The following is an 18120-nucleotide window of genomic DNA, read 5'->3' on the forward strand; positions in this document are numbered from 1 at the left end:
TGGGCTGGCGCTAAGTCGGGAGCGATGGGGGTGATCCGGTCGGGGCGACAGGGTTTCGGTCGATAGCGGCCAGTGGGGATGGTGCCGTGCGCGTGCGCGGTTAGAGTCGCGATGCGCCGTGCCATGCGGTGAGTGAGCGGGGGAGCGCCCGGTCTGCGTGTGGCCACAGACCCTAAGGAACCCACGCATGAGCCATCCGTATTCGCCCGCCGAACCACCCGCCCAGCCCGTGAACCCGGCGAGTGCGCAGCTCGCATTTGGTTCCGGGCCCGGTGAGCCCACCCGTCCGCCGGCCAAGCCCGGTCGACGCTCGCTGATCATCATCCTGGCCTCGGCCGGGCTCGCGCTGATCCTGGCGGCCGTGGGTGGTGTGTGGGGTGGTCAGGCGCTGGGGGTTGCCGGCGCACAGCGTGCGGATGCGGCCCGGGTTGAACGCGTGGTGGCCGAATTTGATGGCAAGCGGGAATCCCAGTTGTACAGCGTCAACCGCTCCGATGATGAGGTCGGCGAGGCGGTCCTGCGCCGTGCGCTGCGTCAGACCGGCGTATCGGGCGACATTATCGACTACTACTACGAGCGTGGGGCGCTGGTTTCGGCGGAACTGACCCTGGATGCCGGACAGTTGAACGAGGCCGAGTGCCGCACACTCGCCGGGACCGTTTTGTATCTGATGGCCGTGCGGGATCACCCGGTGGGTGCCGTCGAGCTGGTGTCATACGACGGGCGCATTCGCTGCAGCTCACGCACGCCGCTTGATGTGACGTCGATCCCGTAGCCCACCCCACACCGAAAGCACACAGTCATGACCAGTAATGATCCCACTCAGCCTCAGTTCGATCCGCCGTTTGCTCCGCCGGCGCAGCCGACCCCGCCCATGCCGCCCTATGGTGGGGGCTACCCACCCGTTCCGCCGGGGCCGACGGTGCCCGCCACGGCGCAGGGACCGGGGTGGTTTGCTCGGCATCGCAACCTGATCCTGATCATCGCATCGGCGTGCGTGATCCTGCTGGTTGGCGGGGTCAGCCTGCTCGTCGGCAACGTCATTGGAGCCCGCTCTCAGCGTGAGGCGGTGAACCAGCACATCGCGGATCAGATTCAGGTGTTTCGGGATCGGGCGGCGGGAACCCTGCAGGACGAGGACGAGGACGAGGACAACGGATTTGATGACGGCGAGGATGACGATGCGGGCACCGGCGAGGACTCGGCCGCCGGAGACTCTCCCTATCGTGACTCGCCCTACTCGATGTTCCTGAAGGGGGTTGCCCCCGAGGATGACACCCTCACCAAGGTGACCAAGGTGAGTGAAACCGTGCTGAGCTCGGTCTCGACGCTGTGTGGCGGGGAGAGCTGTGTTCAGGATGTGACCGAAACCAGCCCCGGCGTGTTTGCGGTAACCCTCTCTAACCAGATGAACGACTCGGGTGTGAGCACCATTTCGACCCTGTTGAAGAGCATGAACAGGGTCGCGATGAGTTCGCTGCTCGCCACGGGAACGGCCGACATTACCTCGCTGACCTTCGCCACCGCGGACGGGGAACAGAGCGCCACCGCCACGTCCGATTCGACGGCCGGTTAGTTCGTTGGCCTGGATCGCACGTCATCGAACCCTGCTCTCCCTCCTCCTTGTGGTGTTTGTGGTGCTGCTCGCGGGTGGGGTAACCGTGGTGGCGGGGGCGCTCACGGACGCCCGGGCCCGGCCGGGTGGCGTGAGCGCGCCGCGCGACTCACCCGCCGCGGGCGGCACCGACGGCGACCGGGGCTCGGGCGGCACCGACGATGATCGGGACGCGGGTGGTGCCGATGGGACCGATCCCTTCCGACGCCTGATCACCGGGGTCACCCCGCAGGACACTACCGCCGAACGGATCACCAAGATCACCGGCAATCTGCTCGATTTCGACGGCAAACTGTGCGGAGAGGAGGGGTGTGTGCGTGCGGTGGAGGAGTGGGAGACGGGCCACTTTGTGGTGACCCTGGACACGCGTCCCGGAATCCGGGGCACCATCGAACGCCGCGACGCCATGCTCCGGGCCGCCACGATCATTGCCCGGGTTACCTGGAGCTCGGGCGGACGTGATCTGCACAGCCTCACCCTGACCACCGCCGAGGGGGATATGGGGGTCACCTTCGACCTCGCGGAGGATCTGAGCGTCCACAGCTAGCCGCGCGCGACGCGCGGGAGTTCGGCGCACACGCGGATCCTGCTAAGATAACAAGAGCGCCTTCGTATGAGGGCGACTACGCGTGCTCGGATCATGCACAACCCCCATCGGTCACCCTTTGAAAGAAGGGTCTGCGGGGCTGTGCCGGGCACCAGGCCGAACGCCGTCGGTGTTCGGATCAACCGAGAAACTATATAAGGAGTACGACCATGGCCGTCGTTACTATCCGCCAGCTGCTCGACAGCGGCGTGCACTTCGGGCACCAGACCCGCCGTTGGAACCCGAAGATGAAGCGCTTCATTTTCACCGAGCGTTCGGGTATCTACATCATCGACCTGCAGCAGTCGCTGGGTTACATCGACAAGGCTTACGACTTCGTCAAGGAGACCGTCGCTCACGGTGGCACCATCCTCTTCGTGGGTACCAAGAAGCAGGCTCAGGAGTCCATCGCCGAGCAGGCAACCCGCGTGGGCCAGCCCTACGTGAACCAGCGCTGGCTGGGTGGTCTGCTGACCAACTTCAACACCGTGTCGAAGCGCCTCGCTCGCATGAAGGAGCTCGAGGAGCTGGACTTCGAGGACACCTCGAAGTCGGGCTTCACCAAGAAGGAACTCCTCATCAAGAAGCGCGAGCTGGACAAGCTCCACAAGTCGCTCGGTGGTATCCGCAACCTCACCAAGACTCCGTCTGCGCTGTGGGTTGTTGACACCAAGAAGGAGCACCTGGCAATCGACGAGGCCAAGAAGCTGGGTATCCCGGTTATCGGTATCCTCGACACCAACTGTGACCCGGACGAGGTTTCCTACCCGATCCCGGGTAACGACGACGCCATCCGCTCCGTCAGCCTGCTGACCCGCGTGATCGCCGACGCCGCTGCCGAGGGTCTGATCCAGCGTCACCAGAAGCCCGCCGAGGGCGAGACCGCCGCAGAGCCGCTGGCCGAGTGGGAGCAGGAGCTCCTCGCCGGTGCCGAGGCAACCGAGGCTCCGGCCGAGGCTGCTGCTGAGGTCACCGAGGTTGCTGTCGAAGCAGCCGACGCAGAGTCCAAGTAACAACCGAACCACGAGGGGTTAATACCATGGCTAATTTCAGCATCGCAGACCTGAAGGCCCTCCGCGAGGCCCTGGGCACCGGTATGGTCGACACCAAGAAGGCGCTTGAGGAGGCCGGCGGAGACGTCGAGAAGGCCACCGAGATCCTGCGTCTGAAGGGTGCAAAGGGTAACGCGAAGCGTGCCGACCGCTCCACCAGCGAGGGCCTTGTTGCCACCACTGAGAAGGACGGCGTCACCTACCTGCTCGAGCTCGCTTGCGAGACCGACTTCGTTGCCAAGAACGAGCGCTTCGGCAAGCTTGCCGATGACGTACTGGCCGCGGTTGCCGCTGCCGGTGCCGACTCGGTTGAGTCCGCCCTGGCCGCTCCGGCCGGCGAGAAGACCGTTGCCGACCTCATCAGCGATGAGGCCGCCATCATCGGCGAGAAGGTTGAACTGCGTCGCGTCGGTGCCCTGAAGGGTGACGCGTTCGAGGTTTACCTGCACCGCACCAACAAGGACCTGCCGCCCCAGCTGGGCGTGGTTGTGGCCTACACCGGTTCGGACGCCGAGACCGCTCGCTCGATCGCGCAGCACATCTCCTTCGCAAACCCGTCGGTTCTGACTCGTGAGGACGTCCCCGCGGACGCCGTCGAGAAGGAGCGCGAGATTGTGACCGAGATCAGCCGCAGCGAGGGCAAGCCCGAGGCAGCCCTGCCGAAGATCATCGAGGGTCGTCTGACCTCCTACTTCAAGCAGGTTGCCCTGCTCGAGCAGGACTACGCCAAGGACAACAAGATCAACGTTGCCAAGGTGCTCGAGGACGCAGGCCTGACCGTTACCGGATTCCTCCGGTTCAAGGTCGGCGCCTAGTCTCACCCGATAGGAGTCCGGATTGCATTTGCGATCCGGACTCCTTTTCGCTGTCGCCAGCCAGGGGCGAAGCACTAGCCTGGACATTACAAACGAAACACCGAAAGGGAAATACACCATGGCCTCGAGCGAAAAACGACGCGTCCTTCTGAAACTCTCGGGTGAGGCCTTCGGTGGCGGATCCCTCGGTGTGAACCCCGACGTGGTGAGCGCCATCGCCAAGGAGATCGCCGAAGCGGCCAAGACCGTGGAGATCGCCATCGTGGTTGGCGGCGGAAACTTCTTCCGCGGAGCCGAGCTCTCCACCCGCGGCATGGACCGCGGCCGCGCCGACTACATGGGCATGCTGGGCACCGTCATGAACGCCCTCGCCCTGCAGGACTTCCTCGAGCAGGCCGGTGCCACCACGCGTGTGCAGTCCGCCATCGAGATGACCCAGGTTGCCGAGCAGTACATCCCGCGCCGCGCCGAGCGTCACATGGAAAAGGGCCGCGTGGTCATCTTCGGTGCCGGCGCCGGTCTGCCCTACTTCTCCACCGACACCGTGGCCGCCCAGCGCGCCCTGGAAATCGAGGCCGACGTGGTCCTGGTGGCCAAGAACGGTGTGGATGGTGTCTACACCGCCGACCCGCGTATCGACTCCACCGCGACCCGGATCGAGGAGATCACCTACCAGGAGGCGCTGCAGCGTGGCCTCAAGGTTGTGGACTCGACCTCGTTCAGCCTGTGCATGGACAACGGCATGCCGATGCGCGTGTTTGGGATGGAACCCGCAGGAAACGTCACCAAGGCCATTCTGGGTGCCGAAATCGGAACCCTCGTTCGCAACTAGTTCCACCCCAACCTGCTCGGGTATCACGCCGTTCCCGGTAGAATGAACCGAGCCCCTAAGAAAGTTGAAGGAGTCCCCGTGATTGCGGAAGTACTGACCGACACCGGCGAGCGTATGGCCAAGGCCGTCGAAGTTGCCAAGGAAGATTTTGCCGGTGTGCGTACCGGTCGCGCTAACCCTCAGATGTTCCAGAAGGTAATCGTGAGCTACTACGGCACCCCGACCCCGCTCTCGCAGCTGGCCGGACTGCAGAACATCGAGGCTCGCACCATCCTGGTGAGCCCGTATGACAAGGGTGCACTGCGCGACATCGAGAACGCGATCCGCGACATCCCGAACCTGGGTGCTAACCCCTCGAACGACGGATCCGTCATCCGCGTGACCCTGCCCGAGCTCACCGAGGAGCGTCGCAAGGAGTTCGTCAAGCTGGTTCGTACCAAGGGCGAGGACGCCAAGGTTGCCGTGCGCAACATCCGTCGTAAGGCCAAGGAAGAGCTCGACGCCCTCAAGAGCGAGGTCGGCGAGGACGACGTGACCCGTGGCGAGAAGGAGCTTGAGGTTCTCACCAAGTCGCACACCGATGCGATCGACGAGGCCCTGAAGCGTAAAGAAGCCGAGCTGCTCGAGATCTGATCTTGGTCATCATCTCGATCATCGATTCGCTCGGAGGCGCTCGTGGCTAAGGTCACGGGTGCCCCGGGCGATCCCGAGCCCGGCACCACGGGGGAGTCGCACTCCTCTCGTGAGGTGCTGCACGCTCAGTTGAAGGCTACCCGCGCCGATATCGAACGCAAGGTTCAGGAGACGCGCGCGCAGGTTGACCAGGTCAACGAGCGCATCGCCGCCCGCACCGGTCGCAACCTGGTGCTGGCGATCCTGATCGGTCTGGGTCTTGGCGGCGTGCTGCTGGTGAGCCTGATCGTGATCAAGGATCTGTTTGCGATCCTGGCGCTGGCCTTTGTGGTGTTCACCACGCTGGAGCTGGTCAACGCGTTGCGCCTGACGCCGCGCAAGGTAGACCCGATCCCCAATGTTTTGGCCGGTGCCGCCATGGTGGTGGCCTCCTACATTGCCGACCCGGTTCTGATCTGGAGCACCCTGCTCGGTGGAATCGCCGTCGTGGTGGTGTGGCGATTGATCGCCCAGATGATCGAGGCCGATGAACGTACGGCCCCGGAGATCCTGCGGGATGTTTTGGTGGTCTTCCTGGTTCAGGTCTACGTCCCGCTGATGGCCTCCTTCGCGGTGCTGCTCACCCGGCAGGAGCACGGCGAATGGTGGACCCTGGCCTTCCTCATCGTGGTGGTCAGTGTGGATGTGGGTGCGTATGCGAGCGGTTTGAGCTTCGGCAAGCACCCCATGGCCCCGAAGATTAGCCCGAAGAAGACCTGGGAGGGTCTGGCCGGCGCGGCGATTGCCGCGCAGATTGCCGGAATCCTGCTGGCCATTTTCATGCTCGAGGTGCCCTTCTGGGTGGGAATGATTCTGGGAGCACTGCTCACCGTTTCGGCCACCTTCGGCGACCTGGGCGAGTCCCTGATCAAGCGCGACATCGGGATCAAGGACATGTCGTCCTGGCTGCCGGGTCATGGCGGATTCCTGGACCGCATCGACTCGATGTTGCCCTCCGCCCCGCTTGCCTTTGCCCTGTTTATGATCTTTAGTCCGCTCTCTAGCGCGGTTCACTAGGCTCTGCCTACTCACCCCAGGAGGTCCCTCGTGCCTACGACTTTTCCCGAGAACAAGCGCGGTGTGCGCGGGTATCGTCCCGCGGATGTTGACGGTTTCCTCGAGCGCGCCCGTACCGCTTACGATGCCGCACCCGGTGATAAGGATGCGCTGACCAGCGCCCAGATCCGTGAGACCTCCTTCAAGTTGGTAAAGAAGGGGTACTCGACCGGACATGTGGATGCGGCCCTGGAGCGCCTGGAGGACGCGTTTGCCTCGCGCGAGCGTGAGATTGCGCTGGCCCAGTCCGGACAGGATGCCTGGCTGAGCCAGGTGCGCGAGACCGCACAGGTTCTCCTCAACCGTCTGGCCCGCCCCAGTCGCGAGCGTTTCCGTCGCGTGGGCCGCTTTACCCAGGGGTACTCGGTGGAGGATGTGGACACATTCGCCATCGAACTGCGTGGTTATTTCCAGGAGGGGACCCCGCTCTCGGTGGATCGCGTGCGTACGGTGACCTTCGGGGCTGAGCGTGGGGGATACTCCGAGGAGCAGGTGGATCTGGTGCTGGACGAGGTCATCAACGTCATGCTCTCGGTGCGCTAAGTACGTGGCGCTTTTGACATCGTTGGGCTAGGCTAGGGAAATCGTGGGCAAACACCGAGCTAATTCTCAGGCGCAGCAGCGCGTTCCCAATCGACCGTCGCGGAATGCGCGTCCCAGGGGACGGCGGGCGGTGGCGGGGGTCTCCTTTGCCGCGGTGTCCGGCTTCCTGATGGTGAGCATTATCGACCCCTATTCGGGAGCGACCGCATCGCCCTATTATCAGCTCGCCACCGTCGGCGAGGCGCGCACGGTGGATCCGGGTCAAACCCTGGTCAGTACCGCCGACTACGACAACTCCTTCTCTCGTCACGGCTATGAGATCGCGATGATTGAGCGGGCCCCCGAGCCCGATCCGGTCGATGATAAGACCGGCGCTAATGCAGACAAAACTCCTGGTCGAGCCGTAGTTGCCGATCCGGGTGGCGCACGCTCGGTTGCGCTTTCGATGGTGCGTGAGCGTGGTTGGGAAGATGAGCAGTACCTCTGCCTGGAGAAGCTCTGGCAGAAGGAATCCAACTGGCGGGTCAACGCCGCTAACCGCTCCAGCGGAGCCTATGGCATCCCGCAGGCGCTGCCGGGGCGCAAGATGGCCTCGGCCGGCGCGGACTGGGAGTCAAACCCCGCGACTCAGATTAAGTGGGGCCTGGGCTATATCTCGGGCCGCTATGGTTCGCCCTGCGGTGCGTGGTCGCATTCGCAGGCCGTGAACTGGTACTAGCCAGACACCTGAACCAATCTTTTTGCCCCAAACGGGGGGTCGCTGCTGGCCAGATCACGAATCGCCGCGTATGCTTTATCAAATCGTGACAAAACATCTAGCTCCCGCACCCGCCGCACCCGCGCGCCGCATTCGTAATCGGCGCCCGGTGCCCGTACGTCCCTTCTCCCGGGGTCGGGTCTTTCTTGGTTGCATCGCCTTTGCGGCATCCGCAGGCTTTGTGCTGACGACCGTGATTGATCCCTCCGGTGGAGCCGTTGCGTCCCCCTACCGTACTTCGCCCTTTGCGCCGGTCTCCGCAGACGTTCTGACGTCCGCGACCCAGGCGCTGGAGGCATCCGGGGAGTACTCAAACGACTTCTCTCGTGACGGCTTTGACGTCGCACTGATCCCCAAGGCTCCGCCCGTGACTCCGCCCCCCGCGGACGACACCGCGGATACCTCGGGAAAGACCGGCACCACGAAGACCACCAAGACGACCGGAAGCAACGCCCCCGCGGGTAACGCTTCGGCGCCGCCCGCCGGTCCGCCGAACGCGGGCTCCGCTCAGGCGATCGCCTTCGATATCGTGATGGGTCGCGGATGGGGTCAGGATCAGTACGCCTGCCTCGTCGCGCTCTGGAACAAGGAGTCCGGCTGGCGCTACAACGCGGCCAACCCCAGCGGTGCCTACGGCATCCCGCAGGCTCTGCCCGGCAGCAAGATGGCGTCGGCTGGTGCCGACTGGGCCACCAACCCGGCTACCCAGATCAACTGGGGACTGGGCTACATCACCGGCCGCTACGGCTCGCCGTGTGGTGCCTGGGCACACTCCCAGGCGCTGAACTGGTACTAATCGTTCGGCGATGATGAGGGGCCAAACGCCACGTGCGTTTGGCCCCTCGTCGTTTCCCCTTCCCGGTGCTGGCCTCATAGAATGGTCTGTATGCCTCGGAGTAATCGGCCGCGGGGACGTAAACCTCCCGCTCATGACCATGACGGCCTGCAGCACCTGGTTGCCGGCCTCAAACGCTCCGAGACGCGCCGCGGCATCGAGTATGCGGTGCAGCCGGTGTCCCCGCGCAGCGCGGTGAAGCCCTATGTCTGCCCGGGTTGTAATCTGTCCATCGAGATCGGCACCGCCCACGTGGTGGTGTGGCGCACCGATGGCGTGATGGGCGAGCGTGCGGGCCTGGAGGCTCGTCGTCACTGGCACAACCACTGCTGGCTGATCGCCTAGGCGAGCCAGGGAAAGCGAGAATCTGCGTGTCGTTAGTTGAGGTGCGTGCGGGTGTCATGCTGCCCGCCATCCGTGAGGACATCACCCTGCACACCGAGGACGGATTGGATCTGGTGGGGGAGCTTGCGCTGCCCGCCGAGCATCCGCCGGTGGCCACCCTGGTGACCCTGCATCCGCTGCCCACCGCCCAGGGGTTCATGGACTCCCATATCCTGCGGAAGGCCGCTGCACGCTTGCCGGCGCTTGCGGATCTGGCCGTGCTGCGCTTCAACACCCGCGGTACCTCCTCCCCGCGCGGTACCAGTGATGGTCACTTTGAGGAGGGGCTGGGTGAACGCCTGGACGTCGCCGCGGCGATGGCGTTTGTGGCCGAGCGCAACCTGCCCAACCCGTGGCTTGTGGGCTGGTCGTTTGGGACCGAGCTTGCCCTCAAATATGGACGAGAGCATGCGATTCGTGGCGCCATCCTGCTGAGTCCGCCGCTGCACCGGGCAAGCGCCGCCGAGGTGGCCGCGTGGCACGGCGACCCCCGTGAACTGACCGCGCTCATCCCCGAGCACGATGACTACCTCCAGCCGCCCGAGGCCGCCGAGAGCTTCGCCTCGGTGCCGGAGATGCGGGTGTTGCCAATCGAGGGCGCAAAGCACCTCTGGGTGGGGGAGAAGTACGTCAAGATCGTGCTGGATGAGATCGTCCGGGTGACCAACCCCGACGCGCTTCCGCTGCCCACCGAGTGGGACGAAGCCGAGTAGCGACAAATAAGAAGGGAGCGGGGCCGAAATTTCGGCCCCGCTCCCTCTTATTTCCGGTTCTGCCTGGGTATCAGGACCTGTTTGACGATCATCTGGATCGCGGCCGCGGTGGGAATGGCGATCAAGGCGCCCAGCAGCCCCAGCAGGGCCCCGCCACTCAGCGCGGCAATCACGACCACGGCACCGGGCACCGCCACCGCGCGGCTCATGATGCGCGGGGAAATGACATACGCCTCGATCTGCATGTAGATGAGGTAGTAGATGGCCGCGGCCAGGGCGATTCCGGGGGATCCCAACCCGGGGATCAGGCAGATCAGCGAGATGACCACCGCGGCGCTCAGCGTACCCACCAGCGGGATCAGGGAGAAGAAGAACGCGATCGAGGCCAGCACCTGGGGGAAGGGGGCCCCGATGATCGATAGGAAGATAAAGGAGAGGATGCCGTTACAGGAGGCTGTCGCGATCTGACCGATCACATAGCGTCCCACCGAGTCGGTAATCTGCTCGGACAGTTCGGCAAAGCGCACCCGCTTGCTCGCGGGCACCAGCAGGTACATGCCACGCTTCATCGCCGGCATCGAGGCGGTGAAGTAGATGGTCAGGATCGTCACCACGAGCGCACCAAACAGGAACGTTCCAAACCCGAAGGCGATCTGAATGGCCTGGCTACCGATATTCGAAATATTTGCGAGCAGGAAATTGGACACCTGATCCAGCAGCTGCGGAATGTTCAGCGCCGGGAACTGGGTTTCCAGATAGTCCACGATGTCGGTGTTGGTGAGCTGGCGCTGAATGTCGGGTGCCATCGCGATCAACCGGCTGATCTGCTCCACCACGATCGGGACCACCATGCCGGCCAGTCCGGCCAGGACGCCCAGCGCGGCGAGCACCACCGTGAGTACGGCGGTCCAGCGGGGGAAACGTTTCTTTTCCAGCCAGCCCACGATCGGGTCCAGGCCGAGAGCCAGGAAGAGGGCCGCGCCCACGTAGACGAGGATGGTTTGGAGGGAAACCACCGACATCAGGATGAGAATTCCCAGCCCCACCCCGAGCGTTCCCACCAGGCCAAGGCGGAACGCGTTTTTGATCTGCACCGAGTGGCTCCCTTCAGCCATCATTACTGCCCCGAGCTTAGCCCGAACGGGGGACCCGAGGCTGCCAAAATGGCGGCGAGCCAACGCTGGACGCTGAGAATTTCCGGATCAATCTGGGCACCCGTGTGCCAAGTCGGTTATCCTGAAGAGTCTGTGTGTGTGACCGCGTACCGAAAAGATGATGACCTGGTAGCCCGATTTGCGGTGACACAGAAGGAGAAAATCCGTGCGTTTTGTTTTGGCCATTGCCTCACTCGTGCTTGCCGCCGTCCTGATTGTGCTCGGGATCGCCCAGCGAACCGTGTTCCTGGGCCCGGATAAGGTGGAGCTGGAAACCAAGGTTTCCTCCTCCGAGCCCTACACCGTGATTGGTGGATCCGTGCTGACCTCACACGAGGGTACCCAGTCGGTGTCGGTGACCGGCGATGACGGCGAGAAGGTCTTTGTGGCCTACGGTCGCACGAGCAACGTCGAGGCGTGGCTCGGCCAGTCCAAGTACAACCAGCTCGCCCTGAACAAGGACGGCACGCAGCTCGTGGATCGGGTCAAGACCCCCGAGGTGAGCTCCACCATTCCGGCCAGCACCGCGCCCGAGGGCGTGAGCCCGGCAACCTGGGATAACCCCGCCGGATCGGACATGTGGCTGTGGGAGACCTCCGAGGACACCGCGGTGATCGCCCCGATCTCGGTTCCCGAAGACGTTTCGGTCATCATCGCCTCGGACGGTACCAAGCCGGCCCCCAAGAACATCACCGTCAGCTGGCCCCTGGATAACAGCACCCCCTGGGCGGGTCCGCTGATCGTGGCCGGCCTGGCCTTCCTGCTGCTGGGCATCATCCTGTACCTGCTGGGTGTGCGTCACATGCGTAAGTCGCGTGGACCGCGTCGAAAGAGCCTGGCACCGCTGCCCGAGGAGGGATCCAAGGTGAAGCTGCCGCGCGCACGCAAGTATCGTCCCGAGGGTGGGGCCACCGGTCCGCGCTTTGGGAAGCGGAGCCTGGTCGTGGTTCCGCTGGGACTGGCCACCGTGCTGGCCCTCTCCGGCTGTTCGGCCGCCTACTGGCCCGGCGGCGCAACCCAGAGCCCCGAGGGCACCGCGGCCTCGGTCGCCCCGCTGAACCCGACGGACCCCTCGGCCAGCCCGAGCGCCACCTCCGACGCCGATGCGCTGCCCAACCCGGTTGTCACCGAGCCCCAGGCTAAGCGCATCATTCAGCGCATTTCGGTGACCACCCATGAGGCCGATCAGGCGAAGAACCTCGACCTTGCCAAGACCCGTTTTGCCGGTCCGGCGCTGACCGAGCGCGAAATCGGCTACAAGATTCAGGGAGTTAATGCCGAGTTGGCTCCGCTGACCCCGGTCCCCGGATCTCCGCTGCGGCTGACCCTGCCCCAGGCCACCGACGGCTGGCCGCGCACGCTGCTGACCGTGGTCGCCGATAAGGATGACCCCACCCTGGCTCCGACCGCGCTGATGCTTGTCCAGGACAGCCCGCGCGCCAACTACGTGGTGCACTATGCAACCCGCCTTGAGCCCAAGGTCACGATTCCCGATGTGGCCTCGGTCACCGTGGGTGCCGCCTCGGTGCCGGCGGACTCCGCATTCCTGGCCATGGCTCCGGATCAGCTGGCCGCCGCCTACGGTGACATCCTCACCAACGGCGAGCAGAGCGAAAGCTATGGCAAGTTTGCCGCCGATGGCGACTCGCTGCGTACCCAGATTAAGAAGTTCCGTGACGATGTGACCGCGAGCCTGGCCGATAAGGCCGCAACCGCGGAATTCCGCACCGAACCCGGAACCGGTAAGCCGCTGGCGCTGGCTACCAATGACTCCGGTGCGATCGTCTCGGTGAGTCTGCACGATATTGTGAAGGTGTCGCCCACCAGCGCCGACGCCAAGGTGAAGCCCAGTGGTGAGGCCGTGGCGGCCCTGCTGGGGGCCGCGGAAACCACCAAACCGCTGCAGACCACCTACGAAGAGCAGCTACTGTTTTATGTGCCGGCGAAGGATAGCAACCAGAAGATCACCCTTCTGGGCTTCAGCCAGGCCCTGATTAAAGCCGAGGAAGTACAGTGACCGTAAACGAGTCCATCCCCGCAGGACTGCGCGGAGCCGCAGACCTGTCCAGCCTGGGCCGTCCGGCCCCGGCCGCCCCCAGCCAGAGCGCGTTTGGTGTGCCCGGCGAGCAGGCTTCGGCCTCGGTTCCCGCGGGCACCGAGGTGGTCCAGGTGGCCAGCCTGGTTCTGACCGCGACCGACGCGACCGTGAGCGTTGTGGCCGAACTGTCGGCCAAGGTACCCGTCGCCCTGCTGATTTGGTCCCCGCGCAGCCCCGAGAGTGACGCGATGCGCGTCCGTCTGGGCACGCTGGTGGAGGCCTTTGGTGGACGTCTGGTCCTGGCGACCGTGGATGGCGACGCCAACCCGCAGCTGGTGGGCGCCTTCCAGGCGCAGGCCGTGCCCACCGTGGCCGGTCTGATCGGCGGCCGTCCGGTCCCGATGTTTGAGGGCGACCAGCCCGATGCGCAGATCCAGGCGGTTTTTGCCCAGCTGATCGAACTGGCCGGCCAGAACGGCGTCACCGGTATCGCCCAGGCTAGCGGCGAAGCCATCGAGCCCGAGCCCGAACCGCTGACCCCGCAGCAGCAGACAGCCTTTGATGCGATCGAGGCGGGCGACTTCCCCGCGGCGATCGTGGCATACTCGGAGGCACTCGAACTGAACCCGCGCGATGAGCTTTCCCGTGCCGGCCTGTCGCAGGTGCGCCTGCTGGAGCGCCTGAGCCACGGCACCCTGGACGAGATCCGCCGCGCCGCGGCCGAGGGCCCCACCGATGTGACCGCGCAGCTCGCGGTTGCCGACCTGGACCTCTCCGGTGGCCACATCGAGGATGCCTTCGCGCGTCTGCTTGAGCTGTTCCCGGCGGCCTCCGCCGAGGACCGTGGACGCCTGCGCGAGCGCCTGGTGGAATACTTCGACGTGGTGGGGGCCGAGGACCCGCGTGTGCGCACCGCACGTCGCGCACTCTCCGACCTGCTCTTCTAAGCTCCGGGTTCGATGTCGATTTATCTCGATCACGCGGCCACCACCCCGATGCGCCCCGAGGCGCTGGAGGCGCTGGTGGCCGCGCATGCGCGGGTGGGTAATCCCGCCTCGATTCATGGCCCCGGGCAGGCAGCCCGCGCGGTTTTGGAAGAGGCGCGGGAGCGCGTCGCGCGCACCGTGGGGGCCGATCCGATCGAGGTGGTATTCACCTCCGGTGGAACCGAGTCGATCAACCTGGCGCTCAAGGGTCTGTACTGGCAGCGCAATACCGGCGCGGCTCGCCCGGTGATCCTGGTGCCCGACGGGGAACACCACGCGACCATCGACACGGCCGAGTGGTTGGCGACCCATGAGCGCGCCACAATCGTGGCGATTCCCCTGGATGCGACCGGTCGGATCCGCACCGACGCGTTTGCCGCGGCCCTGGCCGAGTACGGTGACGCGGTGGCGTGTGCCACCGCGATCTGGGCGAACAACGAGGTCGGGACGATCCAGCCGGTGGCCGAGCTGTCCCGGCTTGCCGCCGAGGCCGGGGTGCCGCTGCACCTGGATGCGGTTGCGGCCTATGGGCACGCCGACATTGACCTCCATGCGCTTCGCACCGAATCCGGATCCGGTGGAAATGCCGGACCGGTTGCGATCAGCGTCTCGGCACATAAGATCGGCGGTCCGATCGGCATCGGTGCGCTGGTGCTGGCCCGGAGCGCGGCGATCGAACCGCTGCTGCACGGGGGTGGCCAGCAGCGCCAGGTGCGTTCGGGTACCCAGGATGTGCCCGCGGCCGTGGCTTTCGCGGCGGCCGCGACGGTCTCCGAGGCGACCCGTGCCGAGGAACACGCCAGACTGATCACGCTTCGGGACCGGCTGATTTCCGGGATCCTCGCAGCCAATCCCGCCGCCACCCTGTCCGGTCTCGCCGGGGAGGAGCGCCTGGATAACAACGTGCACGTGGCCTTCCCCGGCGCGCAGGGCGACTCGCTGCTCTTCCTGCTGGACATGGCGGGCCTCGCGGTGTCCACCGGGTCTGCCTGCCAGGCGGGCATTCCCGAGCCCTCCCACGTGCTGCTGGCGATGGGCCGAGATGAGGACGCGGCACGCAGCGTGCTGCGTTTCACCCTCGGGCACACCAGCACCGAGGCCGAGGTGGACGCGTGCATCGCCGCGCTTCCGGCCGCCTATGCGTCGGCCGCACGCGCGGGGCTCTCCAGCCGATCCGTCTAACGACGCAGCCCGGACGAACAGGCGTGCACGGCGGGTTTGAGCGATCCCGCCGCGCCGCCGCGGGATGGGTTTCTTGCTCGAATGTGGGGATTTCCCTTCGGCGCGTAGACTTGTGGGATGAAGGTTCTTGCAGCAATGAGCGGTGGAGTGGACTCCGCCGTCGCCGCGGCCCGGGCGGTTGAAGCCGGGCATGAGGTCGTGGGGGTGCACCTGGCGCTCAGCCGGATGCCCGGTACCCTCCGCACGGGCAGCCGAGGCTGCTGCACCATCGAGGATTCGATGGATGCCCAGCGTGCGGCAAACATCATCGGCATTCCCTACTACGTGTGGGACTTCTCCGAACGCTTCAAACTCGACGTGGTGGACGACTTCATCGCCGAGTACTCGGCCGGCCGTACCCCGAACCCGTGCATGCGCTGCAACGAGAAGATCAAGTTCGCCGCGCTGCTGGAAAAGGCCCTGGACCTCGGCTTCGATGCCGTGTGTACGGGCCACTACGCGGGCATCGTCACCGATGCCGAGGGCAACATCGAGCTGCACCGGGCCAGTGCCTGGGCCAAGGACCAGTCCTATGTGCTGGGTGTGCTGACCGCCGAGCAGCTCAAGCACTGCTACTTCCCGCTGGCCGACACCCCGACCAAGGCGCTGGTTCGTGCCGAGGCCGAGGAGCGCGGACTGAGCGTGGCTAATAAGCCCGACAGCCACGACATCTGCTTCATCCCCGACGGTGACACCCGCGGCTGGCTGGCCGACCGCGTGGGCACCCAGACCGGCGAGATCGTCGACCGCGCCGGCAACGTCGTGGGCAGCCACGAGGGTGCCCACGCCTACACCGTGGGCCAGCGTCGCGGCCTGCACCTGGGTACCCCGGCGCCGGATGGCCGCCCGCGGTTCGTGCTCGAGGTGCGCCCGAAGACCAACGAGGTGATCGTCGGTCCGAAGGAGGCCTTGGCCACCGCCGAGATCGCCGGATCCCGCTACACCTGGGCGGGGCTTGCCCCCGAAAACCCCACCGAGACCTTCGACTGTGAGGTGCAGATTCGCGCCCACGCCGATCCGGTGCCGGCGGTTGCCCGCGTGGCGGAGACCGAGGACGGCACCGAGCTGCACATTATCCCCGAGACCCCGCTGGATGGCGTCGCCCCCGGTCAGACCGCGGTGATCTACGTGGGCACCCGGGTGCTCGGTCAGTGCACGATCGATCGCACCGTGTCGGCCGTGCCCGCGGGTGCGCTGGGCTAAATCCCGAAAAACCCAAAAAGGCGGCGACCGGAATTCCGGTCGCCGCCTTTTGTGTGGGAGCGTTAGTCCTTCTTCGCCACGTTCTTGCGAGTGAAGAGGGTCTCCGCCTGCTCGAGGCTCAGTCCATTGGTTTCGGGAATCTTGAACCAGACAAACACCAGCGAGGCGAACGCAAACAGCGCGTACATGCCGTAGGTCAGCGGGAGCGAGGCCGCGGCCATAACCGGGAAGCTCACGGTGATCAGGAAGTTGGCGATCCACTGGGCCATCGCGGCCACACCGAGCGCCTTACCGCGGATACGACCGGGGAAGATCTCGCCCAGCAGCACCCAGACCAGCGGGCCCCAGCTGGCCGCGAAGCAGACCACAAACAGGTTGGCGGCGATCAGCGCGACGGTTCCCCAGGCACCGGGCAGGTGCGGTTCGCCGTTGACCACGGTGGCGTTGGCGAAGGAGATCGCCATCGCGGCCAGGGAGACACCCATGCCGAGCGAACCGGTCAGCAGGATCGGACGACGGCCGATTCGGTCCACCAGGGCGATCGCCACCAGGGTTGCGACCACGTTGATCACCGAGGTGATCACACCGATCAGCAGCGAGTTGCTCTCGTCGAACCCGACGGCCTTCCACAGGGTGGTGGAGTAATAGAAGATCACGTTGATGCCCACGAACTGCTGGAACACCGACAGGATGATACCGATCCAGACGATCGGCAGCAGGCGACGGCCCTCAAACAGCGAGGCCTTCTTGGTTGTCTTATCCTCCTCGATGGCGCGGTTGGCCTCGCCCACGGCGGCCTCAATGTCCTCGGCCTTCCACATGGTGGCGAAGATCTTGCGGGCCTCGGGCTCGCGACCGTGCATCAGCAGGTAGCGCGGAGACTCGGGCAGGCGCAGGGCCAGGATGCCGTAGACAACGGCCGGGACGGCACAGGCGAGGAACATCCAGCGCCAGGCCTCGATACCAAACCAGAACTCCGATTCGGCCGATCCCGCGGCACCGGCGAAGGAGGCGTCGGAGAGCAGTGCGGCAAAGATACCCAGGGTGATCGCCAGCTGCTGCAGCGAGGCCAGACGGCCACGCTCATACTTGGGAGCAACCTCGGCGATATACGCCGGAGCGACCACCGAGGCGATACCGATTCCCAGGCCTCCCACGACGCGCCAGATGATCAGGTCCCAGGGTGCAAACGCGAAGGCCGCACCGAAGGAGGAGACCAGGAAGAGGGCGGAGCCCAGCAGCATGGTGAAGATTCGGCCGCGGCTATCCGCGATCCGACCGGCAAAATAGGCACCGATCGCACAGCCCAGCAGCGCGGAGGCAACCGCGAAGCCGATCAGTGCGTCGGAGAGTGCGAAGTGCTTCTGCATCGCATCGACGGCACCGTTAACAACGGAGGAGTCGAAGCCGAAAAGAAATCCTCCGACTGCTGCGGCCGCGGCAACCCCCACCACGCGCCGATGTAGCTTTTTCTGTTCCGCAGTAGAGTGCGGCCCCCTAGATTCGGACACGAATTCTCTTTTCTCGTTCGGGGAACTTACCCGCGTCCGGTCACTCGTGGCGTCCGGGCTCGGCCTACGGTTGCCCCCGGAGCAGCCGTAGATCGAATTAGTACGTCTCACACCATAAGCACGTTTGTGCAAAACACGGAAACCGAG

19 protein-coding genes are annotated in these 18120 nt (G+C 65.2%); 17 read left to right on the forward strand and 2 right to left on the reverse strand.

What is annotated here, in order from left to right; translation table 11 throughout:
* The first annotated feature begins 187 nt into the window (after positions 1-187).
* The 13 genes from M2390_RS04730 to M2390_RS04790 all read left to right on the forward strand — a co-directional run bounded on the left by M2390_RS04730 (position 188) and on the right by M2390_RS04790 (position 9860).
* Complete coding sequence (locus M2390_RS04730; RefSeq protein WP_259177393.1) at positions 188-775, forward strand: hypothetical protein; 588 nt, start codon at positions 188-190, stop codon at positions 773-775.
* Positions 776-802: 27 nt separating this feature from the next.
* Positions 803-1576, forward strand: a complete 774-nt coding sequence (locus M2390_RS04735) for a hypothetical protein (protein ID WP_259177394.1) — start codon at positions 803-805, stop codon at positions 1574-1576.
* 4 nt (positions 1577-1580) lie between these two features.
* Positions 1581-2162, forward strand: coding sequence for a hypothetical protein (locus M2390_RS04740; protein ID WP_259177395.1), 582 nt, complete (start codon positions 1581-1583; stop codon positions 2160-2162).
* 209 nt (positions 2163-2371) lie between these two features.
* On the forward strand, positions 2372-3214 hold the full coding sequence (gene rpsB / locus M2390_RS04745; protein ID WP_259177396.1) for a 30S ribosomal protein S2: 843 nt from the start codon (positions 2372-2374) through the stop codon (positions 3212-3214).
* Between the two features lie 26 nt (positions 3215-3240).
* Entirely contained in the window at positions 3241-4068 is an 828-nt protein-coding gene (gene tsf / locus M2390_RS04750) for a translation elongation factor Ts (RefSeq protein WP_259177397.1), read from the forward strand.
* Positions 4069-4186: 118 nt separating this feature from the next.
* Entirely contained in the window at positions 4187-4900 is a 714-nt protein-coding gene (gene pyrH / locus M2390_RS04755; RefSeq protein ID WP_121688946.1) for a UMP kinase, read from the forward strand.
* Positions 4901-4978: 78 nt separating this feature from the next.
* Positions 4979-5533 carry a ribosome recycling factor gene (gene frr / locus M2390_RS04760; RefSeq protein WP_259177400.1) on the forward strand — a complete coding sequence of 185 codons (555 nt, stop codon included), beginning with the start codon at positions 4979-4981 and terminating at the stop codon, positions 5531-5533.
* 42 nt (positions 5534-5575) lie between these two features.
* A complete protein-coding gene (locus M2390_RS04765) occupies positions 5576-6589 on the forward strand; it encodes a phosphatidate cytidylyltransferase (RefSeq protein ID WP_245601270.1) in 1014 nt (337 codons plus the stop codon).
* Positions 6590-6619: 30 nt separating this feature from the next.
* Entirely contained in the window at positions 6620-7171 is a 552-nt protein-coding gene (locus M2390_RS04770) for a DivIVA domain-containing protein (protein WP_259177401.1), read from the forward strand.
* Positions 7172-7301: 130 nt separating this feature from the next.
* On the forward strand, positions 7302-7889 hold the full coding sequence (locus tag M2390_RS16140) for a lytic transglycosylase domain-containing protein (protein ID WP_310503966.1): 588 nt from the start codon (positions 7302-7304) through the stop codon (positions 7887-7889).
* An 85-nt stretch (positions 7890-7974) separates the two neighbouring features.
* Entirely contained in the window at positions 7975-8724 is a 750-nt protein-coding gene (locus tag M2390_RS04780; RefSeq protein WP_259177402.1) for a transglycosylase SLT domain-containing protein, read from the forward strand.
* A 90-nt stretch (positions 8725-8814) separates the two neighbouring features.
* A complete protein-coding gene (locus tag M2390_RS04785) occupies positions 8815-9108 on the forward strand; it encodes a hypothetical protein (RefSeq protein WP_121688943.1) in 294 nt (97 codons plus the stop codon).
* A gap of 56 nt (positions 9109-9164) precedes the next feature.
* Positions 9165-9860 carry an alpha/beta hydrolase gene (locus tag M2390_RS04790; protein WP_259177776.1) on the forward strand — a complete coding sequence of 232 codons (696 nt, stop codon included), beginning with the start codon at positions 9165-9167 and terminating at the stop codon, positions 9858-9860.
* Positions 9861-9907: 47 nt separating this feature from the next.
* Here the strand turns inward: M2390_RS04790 and M2390_RS04795 are convergent, their stop codons facing one another.
* A complete protein-coding gene (locus M2390_RS04795; RefSeq protein ID WP_121688942.1) occupies positions 9908-10954 on the reverse strand; it encodes an AI-2E family transporter in 1047 nt (348 codons plus the stop codon).
* A gap of 226 nt (positions 10955-11180) precedes the next feature.
* Between M2390_RS04795 and M2390_RS04800 the strand changes: the two genes are divergently transcribed.
* The 4 genes from M2390_RS04800 to mnmA all read left to right on the forward strand — a co-directional run bounded on the left by M2390_RS04800 (position 11181) and on the right by mnmA (position 16462).
* On the forward strand, positions 11181-13031 hold the full coding sequence (locus M2390_RS04800) for a hypothetical protein (protein WP_259177404.1): 1851 nt from the start codon (positions 11181-11183) through the stop codon (positions 13029-13031).
* Complete coding sequence (locus M2390_RS04805; protein ID WP_259177406.1) at positions 13028-13999, forward strand: tetratricopeptide repeat protein; 972 nt, start codon at positions 13028-13030, stop codon at positions 13997-13999. Before M2390_RS04800 ends, M2390_RS04805 begins: the two co-directional genes overlap by 4 nt.
* Before the next feature lie 12 nt (positions 14000-14011).
* Positions 14012-15220 (forward strand): cysteine desulfurase family protein, encoded by a 1209-nt coding sequence (locus M2390_RS04810; protein WP_259177407.1) that lies wholly within the window; start codon positions 14012-14014, stop codon positions 15218-15220.
* A 117-nt stretch (positions 15221-15337) separates the two neighbouring features.
* On the forward strand, positions 15338-16462 hold the full coding sequence (mnmA, locus tag M2390_RS04815; protein ID WP_259177411.1) for a tRNA 2-thiouridine(34) synthase MnmA: 1125 nt from the start codon (positions 15338-15340) through the stop codon (positions 16460-16462).
* 62 nt (positions 16463-16524) lie between these two features.
* Here the strand turns inward: mnmA and M2390_RS04820 are convergent, their stop codons facing one another.
* Positions 16525-17916, reverse strand: coding sequence for a sugar porter family MFS transporter (locus tag M2390_RS04820; RefSeq protein ID WP_043321503.1), 1392 nt, complete (start codon positions 17914-17916; stop codon positions 16525-16527).
* Positions 17917-18120 lie beyond the last annotated feature (204 nt).

The organism is Mycetocola sp. BIGb0189, from assembly GCF_024810155.1.
Lineage (GTDB): Bacteria > Actinomycetota > Actinomycetes > Actinomycetales > Microbacteriaceae > Mycetocola > Mycetocola lacteus.